The following is a 21,511-nucleotide window of genomic DNA, read 5'->3' as shown; positions in this document are numbered from 1 at the left end:
GGAGCGGATTGTGGCATTGGTGACCGACGTCCTGGAGTGGCTGCAGGCGTTGCCGCAGCCCGCGCTGGTGGGGGCCACCGGGGCGCTGGTCTTCGCCGAGTGCACGATCGGTCTGGGCTTCATCGCCCCGGGCGAGGGTGGCCTCCTGGTGGCCGCGACGACCGTCGACTCGGTCTCCCGGTTCCTCGTGCTGTGGGCGGTCGTCACCGTCGCGGCCGGCATCGGCGACTCCATCGGTTACGCCATCGGCCGCCGCTTCGGCCCGGCCCTCCGCGAGACGAAGGTGATCAAGAAGTACGGCGCCGACGGCTGGGACAAGGCCACCGACATCCTGCGGCGCAGGGGTGCGTGGGCGGTGTTCTTCGCCCGGTTCCTGCCGGTGGTCCGCACACTGACACCCGCGGCCGCCGGTACTTCGGGGCTGGCGTACCGCAAGTTCCTGCCCGCCGTGGTGGCCGGTGCCGCCTGCTGGTCGGCCATGCACATCGCGATCGGCGCCGCGCTCGGCGAGGCCGCGAAGAAGATCGAAGGCGTCATCAGCACCGGCGGCCTGATCGTGGTGGCCGGCGCGGTCCTGGCCCTGCTCATCACCATGACGATCCGCAAGCGCCGCAAGAAGGCCCGCGCCGAGGCGGCCCTGGTGGTCACGCCGGGAGACGCGGAGCTGGAGCTGGCCGACGCCGGTGTGGTCGCGGCCACCGTGTCCGTGCCCGTCGTCGTGCCCGCACCGGCCAGGTCCGGGCTGCCGCACAAGAACTCGGCCGCGCGGGTGCCCATGCAGCGGCTCATCGAGGCGGAAACGGCGCTGGAGGAGCTGATGGCCCAGCTCAGCGACACCAACCGCGGTCCGTCCGTACCGCAGGACGTGGTCGACGACGCCCAGCGCACCGCGACCGAAACCGCGCAGCGCCTTCGCACGATCGCCGCCAAGGTCGAGGCGGTCGAGGCAGCGGTCGCACAAGCGCCCGCCGACCAGCGGGCCGCACTGGAGGACGGTGCGCACGGCCTGCTGACCCATTTCGGGCGCGGGCTCGACGGCTACCGGGAACTGATCGCCGCCGCCGGGCACCTCGTGGTAGCCGGTTCGCCGAACCCGGTGCCCGACGAACTGGTCGAGGCCACCGATCACCTCGCGGGCCTCGCGGCGGCGATGCAGGAACTGTCCGCCTGACTGGGACACGTGCGGTGGTCCTGGCCCCGCTGAGGTGGCTCCCGTCGGTCACCCCGGAGGGCGCGGCCCCGGAGCTGGCCCCCGCAGGCTGAGTTCGGCAGTCGTCCGCCACGAGTCCGGCGCGTCGGTCCCTTCCATCACCTGCACCCGGTCGACGAGCGCGCGTACCGGCAGGCGCCGTGCGAGTTCCGCCGCGGTGGCCCGCATGGCGGGCAGGTCCGCGTGGCCGACGGTCAGGTGCGGGACGATGTCGTCGAACTCACCGCCGTAGGGCGGGTGGTCCGGGAAGGCCCGCCAGACCGCGCCGGTCATGGCGCGGAACGGCCGGTCCGGCTCGGGCGCCAGCCACACCACGTCGTCCCGGCACAGGGCACCAGGACGGCGCTCTCGGTGGGTTCCACCCATCCTCCTCCGCCGACATCGGGTACCTCTGCCGGTGGCGGTGAACCGGGCCGCAGGCGGGCGTGGTCGTCGGCACGCCGGCCGCGATCCCGTTGAGCTACACGGATTTCTCAGGCCTCGGCGTCAGCACCCCGATCCCGTGGCTGGGCGCACCGACCGTCTACGACCCACTCCGGTTCCGCACCACCATCGATCAGAGGCGCCGGAACTCGTACTCCGCCTTGATCCGCTGGTTGTAGTACCGCCCGACGCTCTCCGCACTCACCAACGCGAAGTACTCCCGAGCAGGGACGTCGAGGTACTGGTAGACCGCCCCACCCTCGACCTCGACCTCGAGCACCCGCCGCTTCCGGTCGTAACCCACAGAAACCACAGCAGAAGAATCAACCCGCTGCCGGTACATGTGACCAGGCTACCCTCCCCCTCACGGGTGATACCTCCCCAAAGCAAGTAACACGCTGTCACCACGATCCGATCTCCACCACGAAGAGGTACAGCGGACCGGGGCACCGCGGCACTCGAGCACTGGGGATCCCTACACACCCCCGCACAGATCGTTCCCATGAACGATCAGGATCCCGCTCGACGCCGCGGCCGCCTCCTTCCTCTCCACGGCATTTGCCCTGAAGGCCCCCGCAGGCCATTCCTTCTTCGACCCAACCGAAATGCGTGCGCACGCACCGACGGTCATCGCAGGTGCCGGAGATCCACTCTGATGCACTAATGAGTTCCGCACGGCGCCATCTATTCTTGAGATAGGCGCTCGAAACCACCCGGACAGCGCCTACCTCGCACTTTGCCGGTGGGGGAGACGCGATGCTCCGTAAATCCACGAGGTGGTGGGACGTCTATCGTCGCGACCACGAGCCTTCGGCAGCGCTGAAGACAGCCCTCGGAGCGACGGCATTCGCCAGCCTTCTTGGCACATTCTTCGGCGATGGGACAATTGACACGGTGACATTTGCCGTAAGCATTGTCTGCCTGGTGATCGGAATACTCCTGCTGCTGGCCGACCGGCACGGTGTCCGGCAAGAACGCGACACCTACCTGCACCGGCTGAACTGGTACTACGAGGTGCTCAGCAAACTCGGGCCAGAACCCCTCATCGTCGTCGACAACTGGGAACAGACGGTAGTGATCATGCCGAACGGCGACACGCACGAAGTGCAGATCATCGATGCGGTCGCACCGCGCGAGATGGTCTTCTTCGCCAGGCTGACCGCAAGGAGCCGTTGGCGGCAACCGAAGCGTCAGCTCCGCCGGATCACCATGACCGCGAGACGCGTCAACGCGGACAACTCGCTCGGGCCGTCGTGGCACGTGATGGCGGCCTGGGAAGGCGACAAACTGGTGGCCTACATCGATCTCGACCCGCCGCTACGCCGAGGGGAGACCATCCGCTTCCAGGTGGAGCGCACCTGGCCGGCCAAGTGCCGCCCCATGATGCGCGACAACAAGCCGGAGGACTTCCTACTCCGGACGACGAGCGCACTGGAGATCAAGTTCGTCAGGTACAGCGTGGTCCTACCCGAAGAGTTCGAAGCAGCGTACGAACTGATCGGCGAAGGCGAACCCGACGTGCAGCTGATCGGCGACATGACCGAACAACACGGCCGGAAGACCTACACGTGGTACGCGGAGAAAGTTCCTGAATACACGTGGATCGGAATCAGGTTACAACTAAAATAACCCGCGACGACTTGGCGACGCGGGCTACGTTCAACGGCAACAGCACTCAGCTGTCGCCATCCTCTCCGCCACCAAGAAACATCTTTGATATTTCCTTCTGTTCGTACTGATGCGCTGAATGGTGGCGGTTCCGCGTTGACGAAAGGCCCCCGGAGCAGGTACCGATTTTGCCGGACCGCTCAGCGTCCATTGTGGCGCGAAGACTACCGCGCTCCATATAGGAGCGCCACCCCAGGGGGCGAAGAAACCGCCGGTGGGCGCAGTAGGGATCGAACCTACGACCGCTCGGGTGTAAACCGAGTGCTCTTCCGCTGAGCTATACGCCCTGGTGGCCGAACCCGAAAGGCCCGGCCGAACAGTCACAAACTCGCGACCGCCTTCTTCCACGCTTCCTGGTCGCGGGCCTCACCGGGCCCGTTGACCTCCGCGAACCGAACGACGCCCTTGGTGTCGATGAGGAACGTGCCGCGGTTCGCCATGCCCGCCTTCTCGTTGAAGACGCCGTACTGCTGGGCGACCGCCCCGTGTGGCCAGAAGTCGGACAGCAGCGGGAACTGGTAGCCCTCCTGCTCAGCCCACACCTTGAGGCTGAACGGAGTGTCGACGGACACACCGACCACCTGGACGTCGGCGAACGACGTGAAGTCGTCGCGGATCTGGCACAGTTCGCCCGTGCAGATGCCGCTGAACGCGAACGGGTAGAAGACCAGCAGCACCGGCTTCTGACCGACCAGCGACGACAGCGACACGTCCTGCTTGTTGTAGTCCTTGAGCGTGAACTCCGGCGCCTTGGAACCGACGTCGACCACCGAGCAGCCACCTCCGACGAGCTAGTGAGCCTTGCCGGAGGACAGCCTAACGAAGCTCAGCGTTTGGTCTTCGCCGACTTGGGTGACACCAGCCTGATGGCCGACCACTCCGTACCGACACTGATGCTCGACGTCTGCGCGAGGCCCGCGGTGGGCACCGCCTCAGCGATCTCGCTCGGTTCGACGTGACCATCGCGGCCGGTCTTGGGGGTGAGTACCCAGATCGTGCCTTCGTCGGCGAGGGGACCTATGGCGTCCATGAGGGCGTCGACGAGATCGCCGTCGTCCTCGCGCCACCACAACAGCACGACGTCGACGACGTCATCGGCATCCTCGTCCAGCAGATCGCCACCGATCTGTTCCTCGATGGCGACTCGGACGCCGTCGTCGACGTCCTCGTCCCAGCCGAGTTCCTGGACGACCATGCCCGGCTCGATCCCGAGCCTCTCGGCGACACCGGCCTTGCCAGCGTCTCCCGCGGCGACCACGGCTTCTCACTCCTCCTCGAACGCCACCGCGGCGATCTTGCGACCAACCGCGAAACGGTATTGGGACAGCGAACACTGACCTTGCCATACCGCGCAACCACCCACGCCGGGTTTGCCCTGGACGGACCATCCCAAAACCCACCGCTACTCGCCGGTAAGGATGACCTGAGCGGCCATCGGGACGACGATGGCAGAGTTAGCGGTATGAGCGCAGGCACTGGAGACCCCTTGGCTACGCAGAACAGCGAAAACAGCAGGAAACAGCCCGAGCGGGTCCGGGTCATCCGCGACGGTCTCGCGGCACACCTCCCGGACATCGATCCGGACGAGACCAGCGAGTGGCTCGAGTCGTTCGACGCGATGCTCGCGTCGGGCGGCCAGCAGCGTGCGCGCTACCTGATGTTGCGGCTGCTCGAGCGCGCCAGGGAGAGCCGAGTCGGCGTACCGTCGCTGACCAGCACGGACTACGTCAACTCGATCCCCACCGACAAGGAACCGTGGTTCCCCGGTGACGAGGAGACAGAACGTCGTTACCGTGCGTGGATCCGCTGGAACGCGGCGATGACCGTGCACCGCGCGCAGCGGCCCGGCGTCGGTGTCGGCGGCCACATCTCGACCTACGCGTCCTCGGCGACGCTCTACGAGGTCGGCTTCAACTGGTTCTTCCGCGGCAAGGACCACCCCGGCGGCGGTGACCAGGTCTTCTTCCAGGGCCACGCCTCCCCCGGCATGTACGCGCGCGCCTTCCTCGAGGGCCGCCTCTCCGCCGACCAGCTCGACGGCTTCCGGCAGGAGTACTCCCACGGCGGCCCCGGCGCGGGACTGCCGTCCTACCCGCACCCCCGGCTGATGCCGGACTTCTGGGAGTACCCGACCGTGTCGATGGGCCTCGGCCCGATGAACGCGATCTACCAGGCGCGGTTCAACCGCTACCTGAACGCGCGCGGCATCAAGGACACCTCCGACCAGCACGTGTGGGCGTTCCTCGGCGACGGCGAGATGGACGAGCCGGAGTCACGCGGCCTCGTGCACGTCGCGGCGAACGAGGGCCTCGACAACCTCACGTTCGTGATCAACTGCAACCTGCAGCGCCTGGACGGCCCGGTGCGCGGCAACGGCAAGATCATCCAGGAGCTGGAGTCGTTCTTCCGCGGCGCGGGCTGGAACGTCATCAAGGTCATCTGGGGCCGCGAGTGGGACACGCTGCTGCACGCCGACCGTGACGGTGCCCTCATCAACCTGATGAACACCACACCCGACGGCGACTACCAGACCTACAAGGCCAACGACGGCGCGTTCGTGCGCGAGCACTTCTTCGGGCGGGACCCCCGCACGAAGGAGCTGGTCACGCCGATGACCGACCAGGAGATCTGGAACCTCAAGCGCGGCGGCCACGACTACCGCAAGGTCTACGCCGCCTACCAGGCCGCCGTCGAGCACCACGGCCAGCCCACGGTCATCCTCGCCAAGACGATCAAGGGCTACGGCCTCGGATCGCACTTCGCCGGGCGCAACGCGACGCACCAGATGAAGAAGATGACCCTGGACGACCTGAAGCAGTTCCGGGACTCCATCCACATCCCGATCTCCGACGCGGAGCTCGAGTCCGACCCGTACCTGCCGCCGTACTACCACCCGGGCCCCGACACGCCGGAGATCCAGTACCTGCTGGAACGGCGCCGCCAGCTCGGCGGGTTCGTGCCGGAGCGCCGCAAGAAGGCCAAGACGCTGGTGCTGCCCGGCGACAAGGTCTACGACGTGATCCGCAGGGGCTCCGGCAAGCAGGAGGTCGCCACGACGATGGCGTTCGTCCGGCTCGTCCGCGACCTCGCCAAGGACAAGGAGATCGGCGGCCGGCTCGTGCCGATCATCCCGGACGAGGCACGCACGTTCGGCATGGACTCGATGTTCCCGACGCAGAAGATCTACAACCCCCACGGGCAGATGTACACGTCCGTGGACGCGTCGCTCATGCTCAGCTACAAGGAGAGCGAGCAGGGCCAGATCCTGCACGAGGGCATCAACGAGGCCGGGTCGACCGCGTCGTTCACCGCGGCGGGCACCTCGTACGCCACGCACGGCGAGCCGATGATCCCGATCTACATCTTCTACTCGATGTTCGGCTTCCAGCGCACCGGCGACGGCCTGTGGGCGGCCGCCGACCAGATGGCACGCGGTTTCGTGCTCGGCGCCACCGCGGGCCGCACCACGCTGACCGGCGAGGGCCTGCAGCACAACGACGGCCACTCACTGCTGCTGGCCGCGACGAACCCGGCGGTCGTCGCCTACGACGCCGCGTGGTCCTTCGAGATCGCGCACATCGTCAAGGACGGCCTGCGGCGGATGTACGGCGAGCAGGCGGAGGACATCTTCTACTACCTCACCATCTACAACGAGCCGTACGTGCAGGCGCCGGAACCCGAAGGCCTCGACGTCGAGGGCCTGCTCCGCGGGCTCTACCGGTACAAGAAGGCCGAGGAGGGCGACGGACCGAGGGCCAACATCCTCGTCTCCGGTGTCGCCATGCCGTGGGCGCTCGCCGCACAGCAGAAGCTCGACGAGGAGTGGGGCGTCTACGCCGACGTCTGGTCCGCCACCTCGTGGGCCGAACTGCGCCGCGACGCCGTCGACATCGACCGGCACAACTTCCTGCACCCCGAGGCCGAACCACGCAAGCCGTACGTGACCTCCGTACTGGAGAACACGGACGGCCCGGTCGTGGCGGTGTCCGACTGGATGCGTGCCGTGCCCGACCTCATCCGGCCATGGGTCCCCGGCGAGATGCTGACGCTGGGCACCGACGGGTTCGGTTTCTCCGACACCCGCCCGGCGGCAAGGCGCCACTTCCTGGTCGACACCGAGTCCATCGTCGTCGGCGTACTGGCAGCGCTGGCCAAGACGGGCGAGATCGACCAGAACAAGGTCGTGGAAGCAGCGCGGCGATACCGCATCGACGACATCCAGGCCGCCGGACCGCAGACATCCGACCCCGGCGTCGCCTGACTCTGGGTAACCCTCTGACCTGCGCTGATGAATCAGTAGCACGATCGGGGGACAGCAGTGGCGTCCTCTCCCCGAACCCTCCATAGTGGAGTCACCGGTGGGGACCGGGGAGAGGCCCCGCCCGGCGAAGCCGGGCGGGGCTGTTCGGTGTCTGGGGACACCTTCCCGTTTGCTTCGCCTCAGTGTCTGCCGGGGGGCCGAGCCCCCCGAGCCCCCCACGGTGCGTTCGGTTCCTGACCCAGCTTGGTTCCCTTCGCGGTCGCGGGACCACAGCGGCCGATGGCATGAAAGGCGCCTTCAGGACACTCAGTGACCCGGACGCGCCTTTCACAGCATGGCCAACGCCGTGAAAGCGCCTTTCACGGCACAACGGGGACGTCGCGAGAGTGCGGGAGACGCCGGGGGCGCAAGCCCACACCCCCCAGGCTGCCTGCCATCCCGGAGACCTGCCCCTCCGGCGAGGAGCCGCCGGAGGCAAACCCATCCGGCGAGGACCAGGAACCAGCGCCCGATCAACTCGTTTCGCAGGAGTACGCACCCGGGTCGCTAGGCTCTTGGCATGGTGAAGGTGTCGCAGGAAACGCTTGCGGCGCTTGATCGTGCGTCCGGGAAGCTGGCCTCCGCCGCGCTGGCGTCCATGGACGAGCAGTTCGCCTGGTTCGGCCGGATGCCCGCTGACCAGCGAGCTTCCGTGCAGCTCATCGCCCAGACGGGAGCCGCCGGGTTCGTCGCCTACCTGCGGGACCAAGGAGACGCGATCCGGCTCACCGCCGACGCGTTCCGGCAGGCGCCCCGGGACCTCTCACGGTGGATCTCACTCCGGCAGACCGTCGAACTGGTGCGGGTGGCCGTGCACGTCATCGAACGGGAGGTGCCCGACCTCGCCGCCGACGAGGACGAGCGCCAGGTGCTCACCGAGGCGGTGCTCCGCTACGGCCGGGAGGTCGCCTTCACCTCCGCCATGTCCTACGCCTCCGCCGCCGAGACCCGCGGTGCGTGGGACGCGCGGCTCGAAGCCTCCGTCGTCGACGCCATCGTCCGTGGGGACGCCGAGGAGTCCCTGCTCTCCCGCGCGGCGGCGCTCGGGTGGGACCTCGACGAACCAGCCACCGTGCTGGTCGGCAACTCGCCCTCCGACGACCCGCCCACCGTGGTCTACGAAGTGCGCAGCCGGGCAGCCAGGGCCAACCGGCCGGTGCTGCTCGGCGTGCAGGGGTCCCGGCTCGTCGTCGTCCTCGCCGGGGACACCGACGACCCCAGGGTGCTCGACAAGATGGCCACGTCCTTCGGGGACGGGCCCGTCGTCGCGGGCCCGACTGTGGTGAACATCGCTGACGCCCACCGGTCCTCTGTCGAGGCGCTCTCCGGGTTGCGGGCCGTTGTCGCCTGGCCGTCCGCGCCCCGGCCCGTCCGGTCCATGGACCTGCTTCCCGAGCGGGCGCTCGCCGGGGATCCCGAGGCCGAGTGGCAGTTGATCGACCAGATCGCCCGGCCGCTCGAGGTGGCGGGCGGGGCGCTTCTGGAGACCGTCGAGACCTACCTCGAGGTGGGTGGGGTGCTCGAAACGTGCGCGCGGTTGCTGTTCGTGCACCCGAACACCGTCCGCTACCGGTTGCGGAAGGCCACCGAGATCACCGGGCACAACGCGAACCTGCCTCGGGACGCGCTCGTGCTTCGCATCGCACTTGCCGTCGGAAGATTGTCGCGGTCTCGTGGCCTGTGGTAGTGACCTACTACGGAAAACCGTCTTTACCGTTCATGCGGCCGTCACCTTTGTAGGGTTCCTACAACTCGGTTGCCGCGACTTGGTGACTGTCGGCATGCCCCCACAGCCGGTTCACCGTGTTCCCTTGACATGTGCTCGCACTACTCGCCCCCGGTCAGGGCTCCCAGACTCCAGGCATGCTCTCCCCCTGGCTCGAAGTGGACGGCACCCGCGAGCGGCTCACCACGTGGTCCGAGCTCGCCGGCCTTGACCTCGTGGCGCTCGGCACCGTCGCGGACGCCGACGCGATCAAGGACACGTCCGTCACGCAGCCGCTCGTCGTGGCCGCTTCGCTGCTCGCCTACGAGGTGCTCACCACCCGGGTCACGCTGCCCGACGACGTGGTCGTCGCCGGGCACTCCGTCGGTGAGCTGGCCGCCGCGGCCGTCGCCGGGGTGCTGACCGCGGACGACGCCGTCGCGCTCGCCGCCGTGCGCGGGCGGGAGATGGCCGCCGCGTGCGAGATCGCGCCCACCGGGATGGCCGCGATCATGGGCGGGGAGCCGGACGACGTCGTCGCCTGGCTGGCCGAGCACGACCTCACCGCGGCCAACATGAACGGGGCTGGCCAGATCGTGGCCGCGGGGCCCGTCGACGCGATCGACGCCGCCGTCGCCGAGAAGCCCGACTTCGTCAGGAAGGTCATCAAGCTCAAGGTGGCCGGTGCCTTCCACACGAGCTACATGGCGACCGCGCAGGAAGCGCTCCGGGCCAAGGCCAAGGACGTGACCGTCGCCGACCCGGCGCGCACGCTGCTGTCCAACGCCGACGGCACGCGCGTCACGGGCGGTGCCGACGTGCTCGAACGGCTCGTGAATCAGGTCACGCTTCCGGTCCGCTGGGACCTCTGCATGGCCACCATGAAGGAGCTGGGCGTGCACGCCACCGCCGAGCTGCCACCCGCAGGAGCGCTGACCGGCCTCGCCAAGCGCGAGCTCACCGGGACCACCACCGCAGCGCTCAAGACCCCGGACGACCTGGCGAAGGTGGCCGCCGCCCTCACCACCGCCGACGAGGAGTGACCTCCACCATGACCGCACTGCGGATCGCCACCGGCGTTCCCGGCACCCGCATCCTCGGCATCGGCAGCGCCCAGCCGGAGAACGTCGTCACCAACGACGACCTGTCCAAGATCATGGACACCAACGACGAGTGGATCCGCGAGCGTGTCGGCATCGTCGAGCGGCGCTTCGCCGGTGAGAAGGACACCGTCGTCAGCATGGCCGTGGAGGCGGGTTCCAAGGCCATCGCCGCCGCCGGGCTCACGCCTGCCGACCTCGACACCGTGATCGTCGCGAACTGCACGACCATCGCGCCGATCCCCAACGCGGCCGCGCAGGTCGCCGACCTCATCGGCATCAAGGCGGCGGGCGGGTTCGACCTCAACGCCGCGTGCGCCGGCTTCTGCTACGCGCTCGGCGTCGCCTCCGACCTGGTCCGCTCCGGTTCGTCGAAGCGCGCGCTGGTGATCGGCTCGGAGAAGCTGTCCGACATCGTCGACCCGACCGACCGCTCCACCGCGATCATCTTCGCCGACGCGGCGGGCGCCGCGGTCGTCGGTCCGTCCGACGAGCCGGGCATCGGCCCGGTGGCGTGGGGCACCGCGGGCGACCTCGTCGACATGATCGGGATGACCGAGGAGCGGAACATCTACCAGGAGGGCCAGTCGGTCTTCCGCTGGGCCACCACGAAGATCGCGCCCATCGCGATGCAGGCGCTGGACCTGGCCGGGCTCAAGCCCTCGGACATCGACGTGCTCATCCCCCACCAGGCCAACCTGCGGATCGTCGAGGCGATCGCGAAGAAGCTGCGGAAGGAAGGCGCGCGGGAGGACATGGTCGTCGCCGACGACATCGTGACCTCCGGCAACACCTCCTCCGCGTCGGTGCCCATGGCGATGGACCACATGCGGGCCGCGGGCCGGATCCACTCCGGGGACGTGGCGCTGCTCATCGGGTTCGGCGCGGGCCTGTCCTACGCGGGCCAGGTCGTCGTCTGCCCGTAACCCACCGAACTTCCGGGCCGTCCGGTCCGGATCGACAAAGGAGAGAAGAAGCATGGCAGAGAAGCCCACCGACGAGGAGATCCTGGCCGGCCTTGCCGAGATCGTCGAAGAGGTCGCCGGCGTGGAGGCCGACGAGGTCACCGCCGAGAAGTCCTTCGTGGACGACCTGGACATCGACTCGCTGTCGATGGTGGAGATCGCCGTGCAGGCCGAGGACCGGTTCGAGGTCAAGATCCCGGACGCGGAGCTCGCGAACCTGAAGACCGTCGGGGACGCCGTCACGTACGTCTCGAAGAACGCCTGACGGTTTCCCCGAACACCCTGAGAAGGATCACGGAGACGCCATGAGCACGGTCGAAGTTGTCGTCACCGGCATCGGAGCGACCACTCCGCTCGGCGGTGACGTCACGTCCACATGGGACGGGCTGATCGCCGGCCGCAACGGAATCAAGACCAACGACACCGAGTGGGCGGAGAAGTACAACCTGCCGTCCCGGCTCATGGCCCCACTGGCCGTGGAGCCGTCCGAGGTCCTGCCCAGGGTGCAACTGCGCAGGATGGACCGCTGCGAGCAGATCGCGGTGATCGCGGCCCGGCAGGCCTGGGCGGACGCCGGGTACGAGCTGCCGTCCGACGAGCACGAGCCGGTCGACCCCGACCGCCTCGGTGTCGCGATCGGCACGGGCATCGGTGGTCCGGTCACGCTGCTCGACCAGGACGACCTGCTCGAACAGCACGGCCTGCGCAAGGTGTCACCGCTGACCGTGCCGATGCTCATGCCCAACGGGCCCGCGGCACTCGTCAGCATCGAACTGCGGGCCAGGGCCGGGGTGCACTCCCCGGCGTCGGCCTGCGCGTCCGGTGCCGAGGGCCTTGCCCAGGCGTACCAGATGATCCAATCCGGTCGCGCGGACGTGGTGGTCGCGGGCGGCGCGGAGGCGTGCATCCACCCGATCACGGTGGCCGGCTTCGCGCAGTCCCGCACCCTCTCGCTGCGCAACGACGAGCCGGAGCGGGCGTCCCGCCCGTTCGACGTCGACCGCGACGGGTTCATCCTCGGTGAGGGCGCCGGTGTGCTGGTGCTGGAGTCCGCGGCACACGCACGGGCCCGTGGCGCGCGGGTGTACGGCAAGCTCGCGGGCACCGGCATCACGTCCGACGCGTACCACATCACGGGCAACCACCCCGAGGGCATCGGCCAGATCAACGCGATGACCAAGGCGATCCGGGAGGCGGGCCTCACGCCGGCCGACATCGGCCACGTCAACGCGCACGCCACGTCGACGGTCGTCGGCGACGTCGGCGAGGCGGTCGCGATCAGGAAGGCGGTCGGTGACCACACGGTGCTGACCGCGCCGAAGAGCTCGTTCGGCCACCTGGTCGGCGGCGCGGGCGCGGTCGAGAGCATCGTGACCCTGCTGGCGATCTACCACGGGATCATCCCGGCCACCCGGAACCTGGAGAACCAGGACCCGAAGGTCGAACTGGACGTCGTCGCGGGTGAGGCCAGGAAGCTGGACCTGGTCGCGGCCATGAACGACTCGTTCGGCTTCGGCGGACACAACGTGGCGCTGGTCTTCACGGCCGCGTAAGAGCCAAACCCTGAAGGGCACCTTCGAGACGGTCGACGTCCCGAAGGTGCCCTTCGTGGCATTCGTGCCTTTGCCGGTACAGCGGGCGACGACGGTTGGTTAGTGTTTTTCCGACCCTTTCGTCCCCCTGCTCGAAAGGCCGTACCCATGCGAATGTCCCGGCTCCTCTCGATGCTGGTGGCCGTCCTGGCCGCCACCCTTCTGCTCGCCCCGCAGGCGAGCGCGCTGCCCGCCTGGCCGTCCGTCGGTCAGGGCGCCAGTGGCCCGAACGTGACGACCGTGCAGTACCTGCTCCGCCACCACGGCCACGGCATCAGCGCCGACGGCGCGTTCGGTTCGGCCACCAGGTCCGCGGTGGTGGCCTTCCAGAGCGCCAACGGCCTCACCGCGGACGGGACGGTGGGCTCCCAGACGTGGCCGAGGCTGATCGTCGCCGTCCGCCAGGGCAGTACGGGTGAGGCGGTGCGCGCGGCGCAGACCCAGCTCAACCGGTACGGCGCCGGTCTCGCCGTGGACGGGCAGTTCGGCTCGGGCACCGACCGCGCGGTGCGGAACTTCCAGAGCGCGCACGGCCTCGGGGTGGACGGCCAGGTCGGGCCGCAGACGTGGCAGACCCTCGTCGGCGGCGGGGGTGGCGGCAACCCGAGCGGCTACGCACTCCCACTGGACCGCTCGGCGGCGAGCCGCGGGGACTACGCGGGCCCGCACTGGAACAGCACGCCGGCGGTCGACCTGATCGTGTCCTACGTGCCCGCGTACGCGATCACGGCCACCGTCGCCGACCACTTCGACAGCGCGTCCTGCGGCATCGGCCTGCGCCTGCTGCGGCCCGACGGCTCCCGGTTCGTCTACTGCCACCTCTCGGCCCGCTCGGTGGCCGACGGCGCGTCGGTGAGCGCGGGCACCCGGGTCGGCACGACCGGCGACACCGGCAACTCCGGTGCGCCCCACCTGCACGTCGAGATCCGGACCTCGGACGGCGTGGCCCGCTGCCCGCAGCCGTTCCTGCTGGCGATCTACGACGGGGTGGCGCCGCCGAGCCTGTCGAGCCTGCCGACGTCGGGTTGCACCTCGTAGCCCCCGGTCAGCCGCAGGCCTCGTGCTGGGGCGTGGCGGACGCGGGCCCGGCGGCCAGCTTCCACTCGCCGTCCTCGGTCGAGAAGGCCCACACCACGTTCCAGTGGATGCACGGTTCCGGCAGCTCCTGAGGAGCGTCGGTCACCGCCTGGGTGCTGGTGAACGTCAACAGCACCCGGGCGGTCCCGTCTCCTCGGGCCTCGACCCGGTGCATGACGATGTTGCCGTCCTTGGTGCTCGCGTACTCGTCTCGCCACTTCTGTTCCGGCTGGTTGGTCTGCCGCTCGTAGGTCACCGCGGACGACCACTGGGCGTAGTCCTTCGCGTTGACCGCGTTGAAGTACGTCTGGAGCAGCTTCCGCAGCGTGTGGTAGAGCGGGTGCACGACCGCGTCGGCGGTCCCGCGCACGTCCGCCGGACCCGGCTGTTCCTCGGGCGGACCGGGCGACGGGGACGTCGCCACGACCGTGGCGGGCGGCGGGGTGACCGGTTCGGAGTACAGGTCACGCGCCAGCAGACCGCCGAGGGCGGTCGCGATCACCGTGATCAGCAGCACCGGCAGCAGCCACAGCTGCCGAGGGGACCCCGTGGACACGTCGGCAAGACTGCCACGTCTACCCGACGTGGTGCAGCCAGGTCACCGGAGCGCCGTCGCCTGCCCGCCGGAACGGCTCCAGCGCGGCGTCCCACGACGCGCCGAGCAGCTCGTCGACGCGGTGGGCGAACTGCTCGCCGGCACGTGCGGTACCCGCGATGGACCTGAGCTGGTCCTCGCCCACGACGATGTCGCCGTTGGCGCTCGTGCGGGCGCGCCACAGGCCGAGGGTGGGTGCGAAGCAGAAGCGCTCCCCGTCGACGCCGGGACTCGGCTCCTCGGTGACCTCGAAGCGCAGCATGGGCCAGGCCTTCAGGGCAGCGACCAGCTTGGCACCCGTGCCCGGGTCACCGGTCCACCCGCACTCAGCGCGGAGCTGACCGGCTGCCTCGGGCTGCGCGGTCCACTGGAGGTTCGCGCGCACGCCAAGGGTGCCTGAAATAGCCCACTCGACGTGCGGACATACCGCAGACGGCGACGAGTGGACGTACACAACGCCACGAGTGCTCACTGCTGACCTCCGCTGCTCGACGAGGATTCGTCTTCCCCTACGTCCTCGTGACAGCTTGATCTTCAGTGACACACACGCTGGTCCATTGTGCCCTGACCACGGGCAGTTACGCCACACTATCGGGCCTTGGCTACCGTTGTGCCGTCGGGCCGGTCGGTCCGCATGCGTTCTGTCAGGGGGTGCGCGGTGCGGGTGGTGCGGATCGGGGACGAGGCGTCGACCGTCGGCGCCGACGTGCGCGCCGCGCTCACGTCGTGGGGTCGCGGTCACTCGATCGTGGGCGGAATCGCCCTGGTCGGGCTACAACCGAAGGGCGTCGACCGGTCAGTCGATGCCGTCGTGGTGCTGCCGCGTGGCGTGCTGGTCGTGGTGGGTGTCGACCTGCCGGACCCCGCGGTTCGGCTCGACGCGCCGCTGTCCGGGCAGTGGAAGACCGACGGCTGGCCCCTCACCAGGGGCGACGGCGCGGTCAACCCGGCCGCGGACGCGGTGTCCGTGGTCGGCGCGCTCCGGCGCAGGCTCGAGGAGGCGAAGGTCGAGCCGCTGCCGGTGGGCATGGTCGTCGCCGTCGGGCCGTACGTGTCGCAGGTCCACCAGCCGACCTCCGACCTGCTGCGTGGCGTGCGGATCCTGCACCCCGAGCCGAAGACCCTCCTGAACGCGGCCCGCGAGCTGGCGGTCCACCAGCGGCCGTGCACGATCACGCAGGCCCGCGCGATCATCGCCGCGCTCGCGCCGGACCTGGAGGACGTCGACCTCTCCGGTGAGGGCTTCACCAGTGCCGCGGTCCCGGAGATGGCCGCCGCCAGCACCACCCTGATCCCCCGCGTGCAGACCGCCCAGCGGCCCGCCGCGGCTGGCCCGTCGAAGGGGAAGCCCAAGCAGAAGCCGCTCCACTGGCTGCCTACCGGTGCCGCGGTGCTGGTGGCCCTGCTGCTGCTCACCGGCATCGTGTACGCCGTCGCGTCGTCCGGGTCGGCGGACGAGGGCACGAAGGGCGCAGCCTCGACCCGCACCGAGACGAGCGGGGTGATCGTCGACGGGCTCACGTTCGAGCCGAGGGGCACCGTCACCGACACCGACTGCGCGGCGCACGCGTACGGCGACGTGCAGGTGTGGCTGGAGCGCAACCGCTGTTCCGAGCTGGTGCGGGCGCGCTACGAGTCCACAACGGACGGCAAGCGCGCCGCGGTGCTCGTCGCCGTGCTGCGGTTCCCGGAGACCGTGCTGGCGGGCGAGCTGAACGCGGTCGCCGACAAGCCGGGCAGCGGCGCGATCGCCGACGCGTCGACCGAGGGCGACCCGTGGCCCGGCAAGGCGAAGCCGTTCTTCGAGTCGGCCGCGTTCGCGAGCGGCCGCGAGGGCAACAGCCTCAAGCTCGTGCAGGCCGTGTGGGTCGGCGAGCCGTCCACAGCGGACGACGCGACCCTGACGAAGATCGCCAACAGCGCGCTGGAGATCCAGGTCAACGCCTAGCTTCCGCGGCCAGGTCGGGCGCGTACCCGTACAGGGCCGGTACGCCACCGGTGTGCCAGAACACGACCGTCTCACCGGGACGGACGCCCGCGATCAGCGCGGCCGCCGTGCTCCCGGTGTACACGGGGTCGAGCACGATGCCCTCGGTGCGCGCGAACAGGCGCAACGCGGCCCACACCTCGTCGGTCGGCACGCCGTAGCCCTCGCCGAGCGTGCTGTCGTCGACGGTGACGTGCAGCAGCTTCGGCTCGTCGAGCCCCAGCACCTCGGCGCCGAGGCCAGCCACCTCCTCCAGCACCGCCATCGCCGCGTCCGACTCCCTGGACACGGAGACCGCCGTGATCGGGATGTCCGCGCCGAGCGCGAGGCCCGCGACGGTGCCCCCGCTGCCCAGCGTGCAGACGATCCGGTCGACCTTCCGGTCGCCCAGCTGCTCGGCCAGCTCGGCCGCGGCGGCGACGTACCCGAGCACACCCAGCCCGCTCGACCCGCCGACCGGCAGCGTCACGGTCGACTCGTCGGCCAGCGCCGCCGCGAGCGCGGCGGCCTCCTCGTCGGTGTCGCACAGATGCACGGTCGCGCCGAACAGCTCGTCGAGCGCGACGTTCCCGGACCGCTCATAGGCGAACCCGGAACGCGGCACGGAACGTGTCAGCACGAGTTCGCAGCGCAACCCCAGGCGTGCGCACGAAGCCGCGGTGAGCCTGCCGTGGTTGGTCTGCAGACCACCGAACGTGACGATTTTCTCCGCGCCTCCGGCGAGCGCGGCGCCGAGCGTGAACTCCAGTTTCCGCAGTTTGTTGCCGCCGAGCCCGATTCCGCCGACATCGTCCCGTTTCACCAGCACGGTCGCGCCGAGCTCCGCGCTCAGGCGGGGACACGGGTCGAGCGGGGTCGGCCAGGAACCGAGGGGGACTCTGGGAAACGACGACAAATCCACACGACGAGTCTGCCGCCGCGCGGGTCGCGCCGCCACACCGCGCTAAGCTCTGGTTGTTCGATTCTGATCCGATGCGGAGGACCTTGTGGCGCAGCGAACGATTCTCGAGCTGGTCGACGACCTTGACGGCGGAAAAGCCGACGAGACCGTGACCTTCGCCCTCGACGGGGTCGAGTTCGAGATCGACCTCTCCGCCGACAACGCCGCACAGCTGCGCGACACGCTAGCGGAGTTCGTCGGTCACGGCAGGCGCGTCGGCGGCCGCAAGCAGCGCGGCGCGAGCGCGCCGAAGGCCACCAACGGCAACGGAAAGCCGGACACGCAGGCCGTGCGCGAGTGGGCCCGCAGCCAGGGCGAGCAGGTCGCCGAGCGCGGCCGCGTCCCGCAGGCACTGGTGATGCGCTTCCAGGAAGCCCACGGCAACTAACCCGCCTCCCACAGCGAGCGCCACGGACCGCTGCCGGTGTCGCGAGAGTCCCGATTGGGACGTTGAGCGCCCGAAAGCGCCTTTCAGGACACCACCAGAGGGCGGGTTCAACTGGTGAACGCAACACGTGGTGGTTGTGGGTTGGATAGTAGTTGCCCCTCCGGCGAGGAGGCCCGTCCGGCGAGGACGAACCACACCGAGCAGAACACCAGAAGGCGTGGCACGAAGCACTAAGCGGCAGCCGGTAGCTTCCGCGCCGATGGGAACGCCCAGTCACCGAGCCGTCGCGCCGCGAGTACGGGATGCGGCACCAGTGGACCCAGCCGTGGTTCGCGGACCACGGTCCGCATGGTCTTCTGCAACGCGCGCAACGTTTCCGACAGCGTCTTCATCATCGCCGTGCTCATGGCGTACGGGTAGCCGCGGTGGCCGTACATGGTCTGCGCCCAGCGCGGCAGCAGTGAGTACGCCAGGTGCCCCACCAGCGGCTCGTACACGGGCAGCCCCAGCGCGAGCCGCCCGCCGACCGGTGGGCGGTGCAGGAAGTCGTAGATCGCGTCGGTGTCGTCGGTGCGGCGCAGCACCGGCCGCATGCCCAGCAGGTATGCGCGCATCGCGGCCACCGACCCCGGCACCTCGTCGGGGTCGAGCCCGACCAGCGCCGCCGACCTGCGCTGTTCGTCGAGGTAGCGGTCCGCGTGCGTCGCGGTGAGCGGGAAGCCCGCGCGGCGCACGACCGTCAGGAACGACGACACCTCCGCGCAGTGCACCCACAGCAGCAGTTCCGGCTCGTCGATCCGGAACACCCGGCCCTCGTGGGTGCCGCGCAGCGACCGGTGCACCGCGCGGACCTTGGCCGCCTGCCGTTCGACCTCCGCACGCGGGCAGTACGTGGCGGCGCCCACGAAGTTCGCGGTGCGCACGAGGCGGCCGAGCGGGTCGCCGCGGAAGTCGGAGTTCTGCACGATGCCCGCGACCGCCCGCGGGTGCAGTGCCTGCAGGTAGAGGCTGCGGATGCCGGCGAGCCACATGGCGGGCTCCGCGTGCAGCTGCCAGCTCACCGAGTCCGGACCGAACATCCCGGCGTCGTTAGGCTTCGCGGACATGAGCCCATTGAACCTCGATCCGCGGCGTACGGCGATGGTCCTGGTCGATCTGATGCCGAGGATCATCGCGCTGCCGACCACGCCGCACACCGGCGAGCAGGTCCTCGAGCGGTGCGTGCGGCTGGCGGACGCGTTCCGCGAGCGGGGCGGGCTCGTGGTGTGGGTCCGTGTCGAACGCCCCGGCGGCACGCAGCCCGAGGGCAGCGAGCTGGCCGTCACCCCGCCCGAGGGAGACGTGGTGGTGGTGAAGAACAGCTGGGGCGCCTTCCCGTCCAGCGGCATCGACGCGGCCCTGCGCGAGCACGACATCGAGACGGTCGTGTTCGGCGGCATCGCGACGAACTTCGGCGTCGAGTCCACGGCCCGCGCCGCCGACGACCACGGCTACGCGACCGTCCTGGTGTCCGACGCCATGTCGGGTCTCGACCAGCACGCCCACGACTTCGCGGTCGAGTACGTCTTCCCGAAGCTGGGCGTGGTCGTCACCACCGAGGAGCTGCTCGCGCGGTTGCCTACTCGCTGACAGCTCGGGCGGACGGCCTGTCCGCCGCCGCTCAACCCGCTCGGCCTCGGGTGCACGGCGCTACCCGACCGCGCGCCTGACAGGGTTCGGCCATGGGCCGACCTGGCCGCCACGAGCCGCGCACCCGTGCCGTTGAAGGAGATCCTCGGACTGCACACCGAGTTCTGCACGCAGTTCGGCCTGCCGGACCCCGGGTTCCTCGGCTAGTGCCGGAACGCTAGAGGGACTTCAGCTCCTCGGTGATGTCGGAGACCGACGACTTCGCGTCGCCGAAGAGCATCGCTGTTCTCGGGTCGAAGTAGAGGACGTTGTCGACACCCGCGAAGCCCGGGCTCATCCCGCGTTTCAGCACGATGACCGACTTGCTCTCGTCGACGTTGAGGATCGGCATGCCGTAGATCGGGGACGACGGGTCGGTGCGCGCGGCCGGGTTGGTGACGTCGTTGGCGCCGATCACCAGCGTCACGTCGGTACGTCCGAACTCGCCGTTGATCTGGCCCATCTCGCGCAGCCGGTCGTACGGCACGTCCGCCTCCGCGAGCAGGACGTTCATGTGCCCGGGCATGCGGCCCGCGACCGGGTGGATGGCGTAGTACACGGTCACGCCCTTGTCCTCCAGCGCAGTGGACAGCTGCCGCACGGCGTGCTGTGCCTGCGCGACCGCGAGCCCGTACCCCGGCACCACGATCACCTGCCGGGCGAACGCGAGCTGGATCGCCGCGTCCGCCGGGGACGTCCGGCGCACCGAGCGGTCGCCGTTCCCGGCCACCGACGCCACCGTGCCGCCGCCGAAGCCGCCCGCCACGATCGCCGGGATGGACCGGTTCATGGCCTTCGCCATCAGGTTGGTGAGGATGGAGCCGGACGCGCCGACGATCATGCCCGCCACGATCAGCGCCGTGTTGTCCAGCGCCAGACCCATGGCGGCCGCGGACAGACCCGTCGCCGCGTTGAGCAACGAGATCACCACCGGCATGTCCGCGCCGCCGATCGGCAGCACCACCAGCAGGCCGAGCACGGACGAGAACACGAGCAGGCCGCCCATGAGCCACTCGCTCGTGCCACCGACCACGATGGACACCGCACAGGCGATGGAAGCCAGCAGCACCAGCAGGTTCAGCGGCTGCTGCAGCCGTCCGACCGACAGCGGCCGGCCCGGCAGGATCTCCTGCAGCTTCCCGAACGCCACGTTCGAACCCCAGAACGACGCGCACCCGATGATCGCCGCGAACAGCGACGCCACCGCGACGTACGCCTCCTCGTGCGCGAACCCGCCGCTGCTGCGGAACTCCACCCACGCGATCAACGCGATCGCCCCGCCGCCGACGCCGTTGAACAGCGCCACCATCTGCGGCATCGCGGTCATCTTCACGCGCCGCGCCGCGGGTACGCCGATCACCGCGCCGAGCGCGACGCCGAGCAGGATCAGCCACCAGTTGCCGAGCCCGGGCGTCATCAGCGTCGCCACCACCGCGACGACCATGCCCGCGGCGGCGATCTTGTTGCCGCGCACCGCGGTCCTGGGCCCGGTGAGGCCCATGAGCCCGTAGATGAACAAGGCGAACGCGACGATGTACAGGCTCTGGATGACCGTCTCGTTCATTTCCCGGACCGGTCCTTGTCCTTGAACATGCCGAGCATGCGGTCGGTGACCAGGAAACCGCCCACCACGTTGATGGTGCCGAACGCGATCGCCACCACCAGCAGGATCTTGTTCAGCACCCCCTCCGCGCCGAGCCCCAGCACGATGAACCCGCCGAGCACGACGATGCCGTGGATCGCGTTGGTGCCGGACATCAGCGGTGTGTGGAGTGTGTTCGGCACCTTGGAGATCACCGCGAAGCCGACGAAACCCGCCAGCACCAGGATCGCCAGGTTCTGCACCAGCATTGGCCCACCCCCTTGTAGGACACCGGTTCTCTTGTCGGAACA

22 protein-coding genes and 1 tRNA gene are annotated in these 21,511 nt (G+C 69.5%); 12 read left to right on the top strand and 11 right to left on the bottom strand.

Features of this window, described 5'->3' with window-relative positions; translation table 11 throughout:
- Positions 1-10 precede the first annotated feature (10 nt).
- Positions 11-1,171, top strand: a complete 1,161-nt coding sequence (gene pspM / locus FHR82_RS48260) for a phage shock envelope stress response protein PspM (protein WP_446471754.1) — start codon at positions 11-13, stop codon at positions 1,169-1,171.
- Positions 1,172-1,219: 48 nt separating this feature from the next.
- Here the strand turns inward: pspM and FHR82_RS04765 are convergent, their stop codons facing one another.
- A complete protein-coding gene (locus tag FHR82_RS04765; protein ID WP_184808963.1) occupies positions 1,220-1,576 on the bottom strand; it encodes a 2'-5' RNA ligase family protein in 357 nt (118 codons plus the stop codon).
- 190 nt (positions 1,577-1,766) lie between these two features.
- A complete protein-coding gene (locus FHR82_RS04760; RefSeq protein WP_221463288.1) occupies positions 1,767-1,946 on the bottom strand; it encodes a KTSC domain-containing protein in 180 nt (59 codons plus the stop codon).
- Between the two features lie 443 nt (positions 1,947-2,389).
- On the opposite strand from FHR82_RS04760, the gene FHR82_RS04755 reads away from it, so the two are divergent.
- On the top strand, positions 2,390-3,262 hold the full coding sequence (locus FHR82_RS04755) for a hypothetical protein (RefSeq protein WP_184808961.1): 873 nt from the start codon (positions 2,390-2,392) through the stop codon (positions 3,260-3,262).
- A 254-nt stretch (positions 3,263-3,516) separates the two neighbouring features.
- Here FHR82_RS04755 and FHR82_RS04750 read toward each other — a convergent pair.
- From FHR82_RS04750 to FHR82_RS04740, 3 genes are all read right to left on the bottom strand, one after another.
- A tRNA-Val gene (locus FHR82_RS04750) sits at positions 3,517-3,588 on the bottom strand.
- A gap of 33 nt (positions 3,589-3,621) precedes the next feature.
- Positions 3,622-4,071 (bottom strand): peroxiredoxin, encoded by a 450-nt coding sequence (locus FHR82_RS04745; RefSeq protein WP_184808960.1) that lies wholly within the window; start codon positions 4,069-4,071, stop codon positions 3,622-3,624.
- A 56-nt stretch (positions 4,072-4,127) separates the two neighbouring features.
- Positions 4,128-4,559: a DUF3052 domain-containing protein gene (locus FHR82_RS04740; protein WP_184808959.1), complete on the bottom strand. Its 432-nt coding sequence runs from the start codon at positions 4,557-4,559 to the stop codon at positions 4,128-4,130.
- 228 nt (positions 4,560-4,787) lie between these two features.
- Here FHR82_RS04740 and aceE point away from each other — a divergent pair, with 228 nt between their 5' ends.
- From aceE to FHR82_RS04705, 7 genes are all read left to right on the top strand, one after another.
- Positions 4,788-7,562: a pyruvate dehydrogenase (acetyl-transferring), homodimeric type gene (gene aceE / locus FHR82_RS04735; RefSeq protein WP_260417893.1), complete on the top strand. Its 2,775-nt coding sequence runs from the start codon at positions 4,788-4,790 to the stop codon at positions 7,560-7,562.
- A 559-nt stretch (positions 7,563-8,121) separates the two neighbouring features.
- Entirely contained in the window at positions 8,122-9,288 is a 1,167-nt protein-coding gene (locus tag FHR82_RS04730; RefSeq protein WP_184808957.1) for a PucR family transcriptional regulator, read from the top strand.
- A gap of 131 nt (positions 9,289-9,419) precedes the next feature.
- Positions 9,420-10,349: an ACP S-malonyltransferase gene (locus tag FHR82_RS04725; RefSeq protein ID WP_184808956.1), complete on the top strand. Its 930-nt coding sequence runs from the start codon at positions 9,420-9,422 to the stop codon at positions 10,347-10,349.
- A gap of 8 nt (positions 10,350-10,357) precedes the next feature.
- Positions 10,358-11,332 (top strand): beta-ketoacyl-ACP synthase III, encoded by a 975-nt coding sequence (locus tag FHR82_RS04720; protein WP_184808955.1) that lies wholly within the window; start codon positions 10,358-10,360, stop codon positions 11,330-11,332.
- A 52-nt stretch (positions 11,333-11,384) separates the two neighbouring features.
- Positions 11,385-11,636: an acyl carrier protein gene (locus FHR82_RS04715; protein ID WP_184808954.1), complete on the top strand. Its 252-nt coding sequence runs from the start codon at positions 11,385-11,387 to the stop codon at positions 11,634-11,636.
- Between the two features lie 40 nt (positions 11,637-11,676).
- Positions 11,677-12,924 carry a beta-ketoacyl-[acyl-carrier-protein] synthase family protein gene (locus FHR82_RS04710; protein ID WP_184808953.1) on the top strand — a complete coding sequence of 416 codons (1,248 nt, stop codon included), beginning with the start codon at positions 11,677-11,679 and terminating at the stop codon, positions 12,922-12,924.
- A gap of 147 nt (positions 12,925-13,071) precedes the next feature.
- The gene (locus tag FHR82_RS04705; RefSeq protein ID WP_221463286.1) at positions 13,072-14,001 is read left to right on the top strand and encodes a peptidoglycan-binding protein; all 930 of its coding nucleotides are present in this window, start codon (positions 13,072-13,074) and stop codon (positions 13,999-14,001) included.
- A gap of 7 nt (positions 14,002-14,008) precedes the next feature.
- Here FHR82_RS04705 and FHR82_RS04700 read toward each other — a convergent pair whose 3' ends face one another.
- A complete protein-coding gene (locus FHR82_RS04700) occupies positions 14,009-14,596 on the bottom strand; it encodes a hypothetical protein (RefSeq protein ID WP_184808952.1) in 588 nt (195 codons plus the stop codon).
- A 19-nt stretch (positions 14,597-14,615) separates the two neighbouring features.
- Positions 14,616-15,107, bottom strand: coding sequence for a DUF3145 domain-containing protein (locus FHR82_RS04695; RefSeq protein ID WP_184808951.1), 492 nt, complete (start codon positions 15,105-15,107; stop codon positions 14,616-14,618).
- 162 nt (positions 15,108-15,269) lie between these two features.
- Between FHR82_RS04695 and FHR82_RS04690 the strand changes: the two genes are divergently transcribed.
- On the top strand, positions 15,270-16,583 hold the full coding sequence (locus tag FHR82_RS04690; protein WP_184808950.1) for a hypothetical protein: 1,314 nt from the start codon (positions 15,270-15,272) through the stop codon (positions 16,581-16,583).
- Here the strand turns inward: FHR82_RS04690 and FHR82_RS04685 are convergent.
- Complete coding sequence (locus FHR82_RS04685) at positions 16,573-17,523, bottom strand: pyridoxal-phosphate dependent enzyme (protein WP_184808949.1); 951 nt, start codon at positions 17,521-17,523, stop codon at positions 16,573-16,575. The two genes, FHR82_RS04690 and FHR82_RS04685, sit on opposite strands and share 11 nt — an antisense overlap.
- 85 nt (positions 17,524-17,608) lie before the next feature.
- On the opposite strand from FHR82_RS04685, the gene FHR82_RS04680 reads away from it, so the two are divergent.
- A complete protein-coding gene (locus FHR82_RS04680; RefSeq protein ID WP_184808948.1) occupies positions 17,609-17,950 on the top strand; it encodes a histone-like nucleoid-structuring protein Lsr2 in 342 nt (113 codons plus the stop codon).
- A gap of 230 nt (positions 17,951-18,180) precedes the next feature.
- Here FHR82_RS04680 and FHR82_RS04675 read toward each other — a convergent pair whose 3' ends face one another.
- On the bottom strand, positions 18,181-19,056 hold the full coding sequence (locus tag FHR82_RS04675; RefSeq protein ID WP_184808947.1) for an oxygenase MpaB family protein: 876 nt from the start codon (positions 19,054-19,056) through the stop codon (positions 18,181-18,183).
- Between FHR82_RS04675 and FHR82_RS04670 the strand changes: the two genes are divergently transcribed.
- Positions 19,055-19,579: an isochorismatase family protein gene (locus FHR82_RS04670; RefSeq protein ID WP_184808946.1), complete on the top strand. Its 525-nt coding sequence runs from the start codon at positions 19,055-19,057 to the stop codon at positions 19,577-19,579. The genes FHR82_RS04675 and FHR82_RS04670 overlap by 2 nt on opposite strands.
- A 217-nt stretch (positions 19,580-19,796) precedes the next feature.
- Here FHR82_RS04670 and FHR82_RS04665 read toward each other — a convergent pair whose 3' ends face one another.
- Positions 19,797-21,182, bottom strand: a complete 1,386-nt coding sequence (locus FHR82_RS04665; RefSeq protein WP_184808945.1) for an NAD(P)(+) transhydrogenase (Re/Si-specific) subunit beta — start codon at positions 21,180-21,182, stop codon at positions 19,797-19,799.
- Positions 21,179-21,469 carry an NAD(P) transhydrogenase subunit alpha part 2 gene (locus tag FHR82_RS04660; protein WP_184808944.1) on the bottom strand — a complete coding sequence of 97 codons (291 nt, stop codon included), beginning with the start codon at positions 21,467-21,469 and terminating at the stop codon, positions 21,179-21,181. The genes FHR82_RS04665 and FHR82_RS04660 overlap by 4 nt, the downstream gene beginning before the upstream one ends.
- Positions 21,470-21,511 lie beyond the last annotated feature (42 nt).

The sequence above is a fragment of the Actinophytocola algeriensis genome, assembly GCF_014203735.1.
Lineage (GTDB): Bacteria > Actinomycetota > Actinomycetes > Mycobacteriales > Pseudonocardiaceae > Actinophytocola > Actinophytocola algeriensis.
This window is presented reverse-complemented; position numbering and strand designations above follow the sequence as displayed.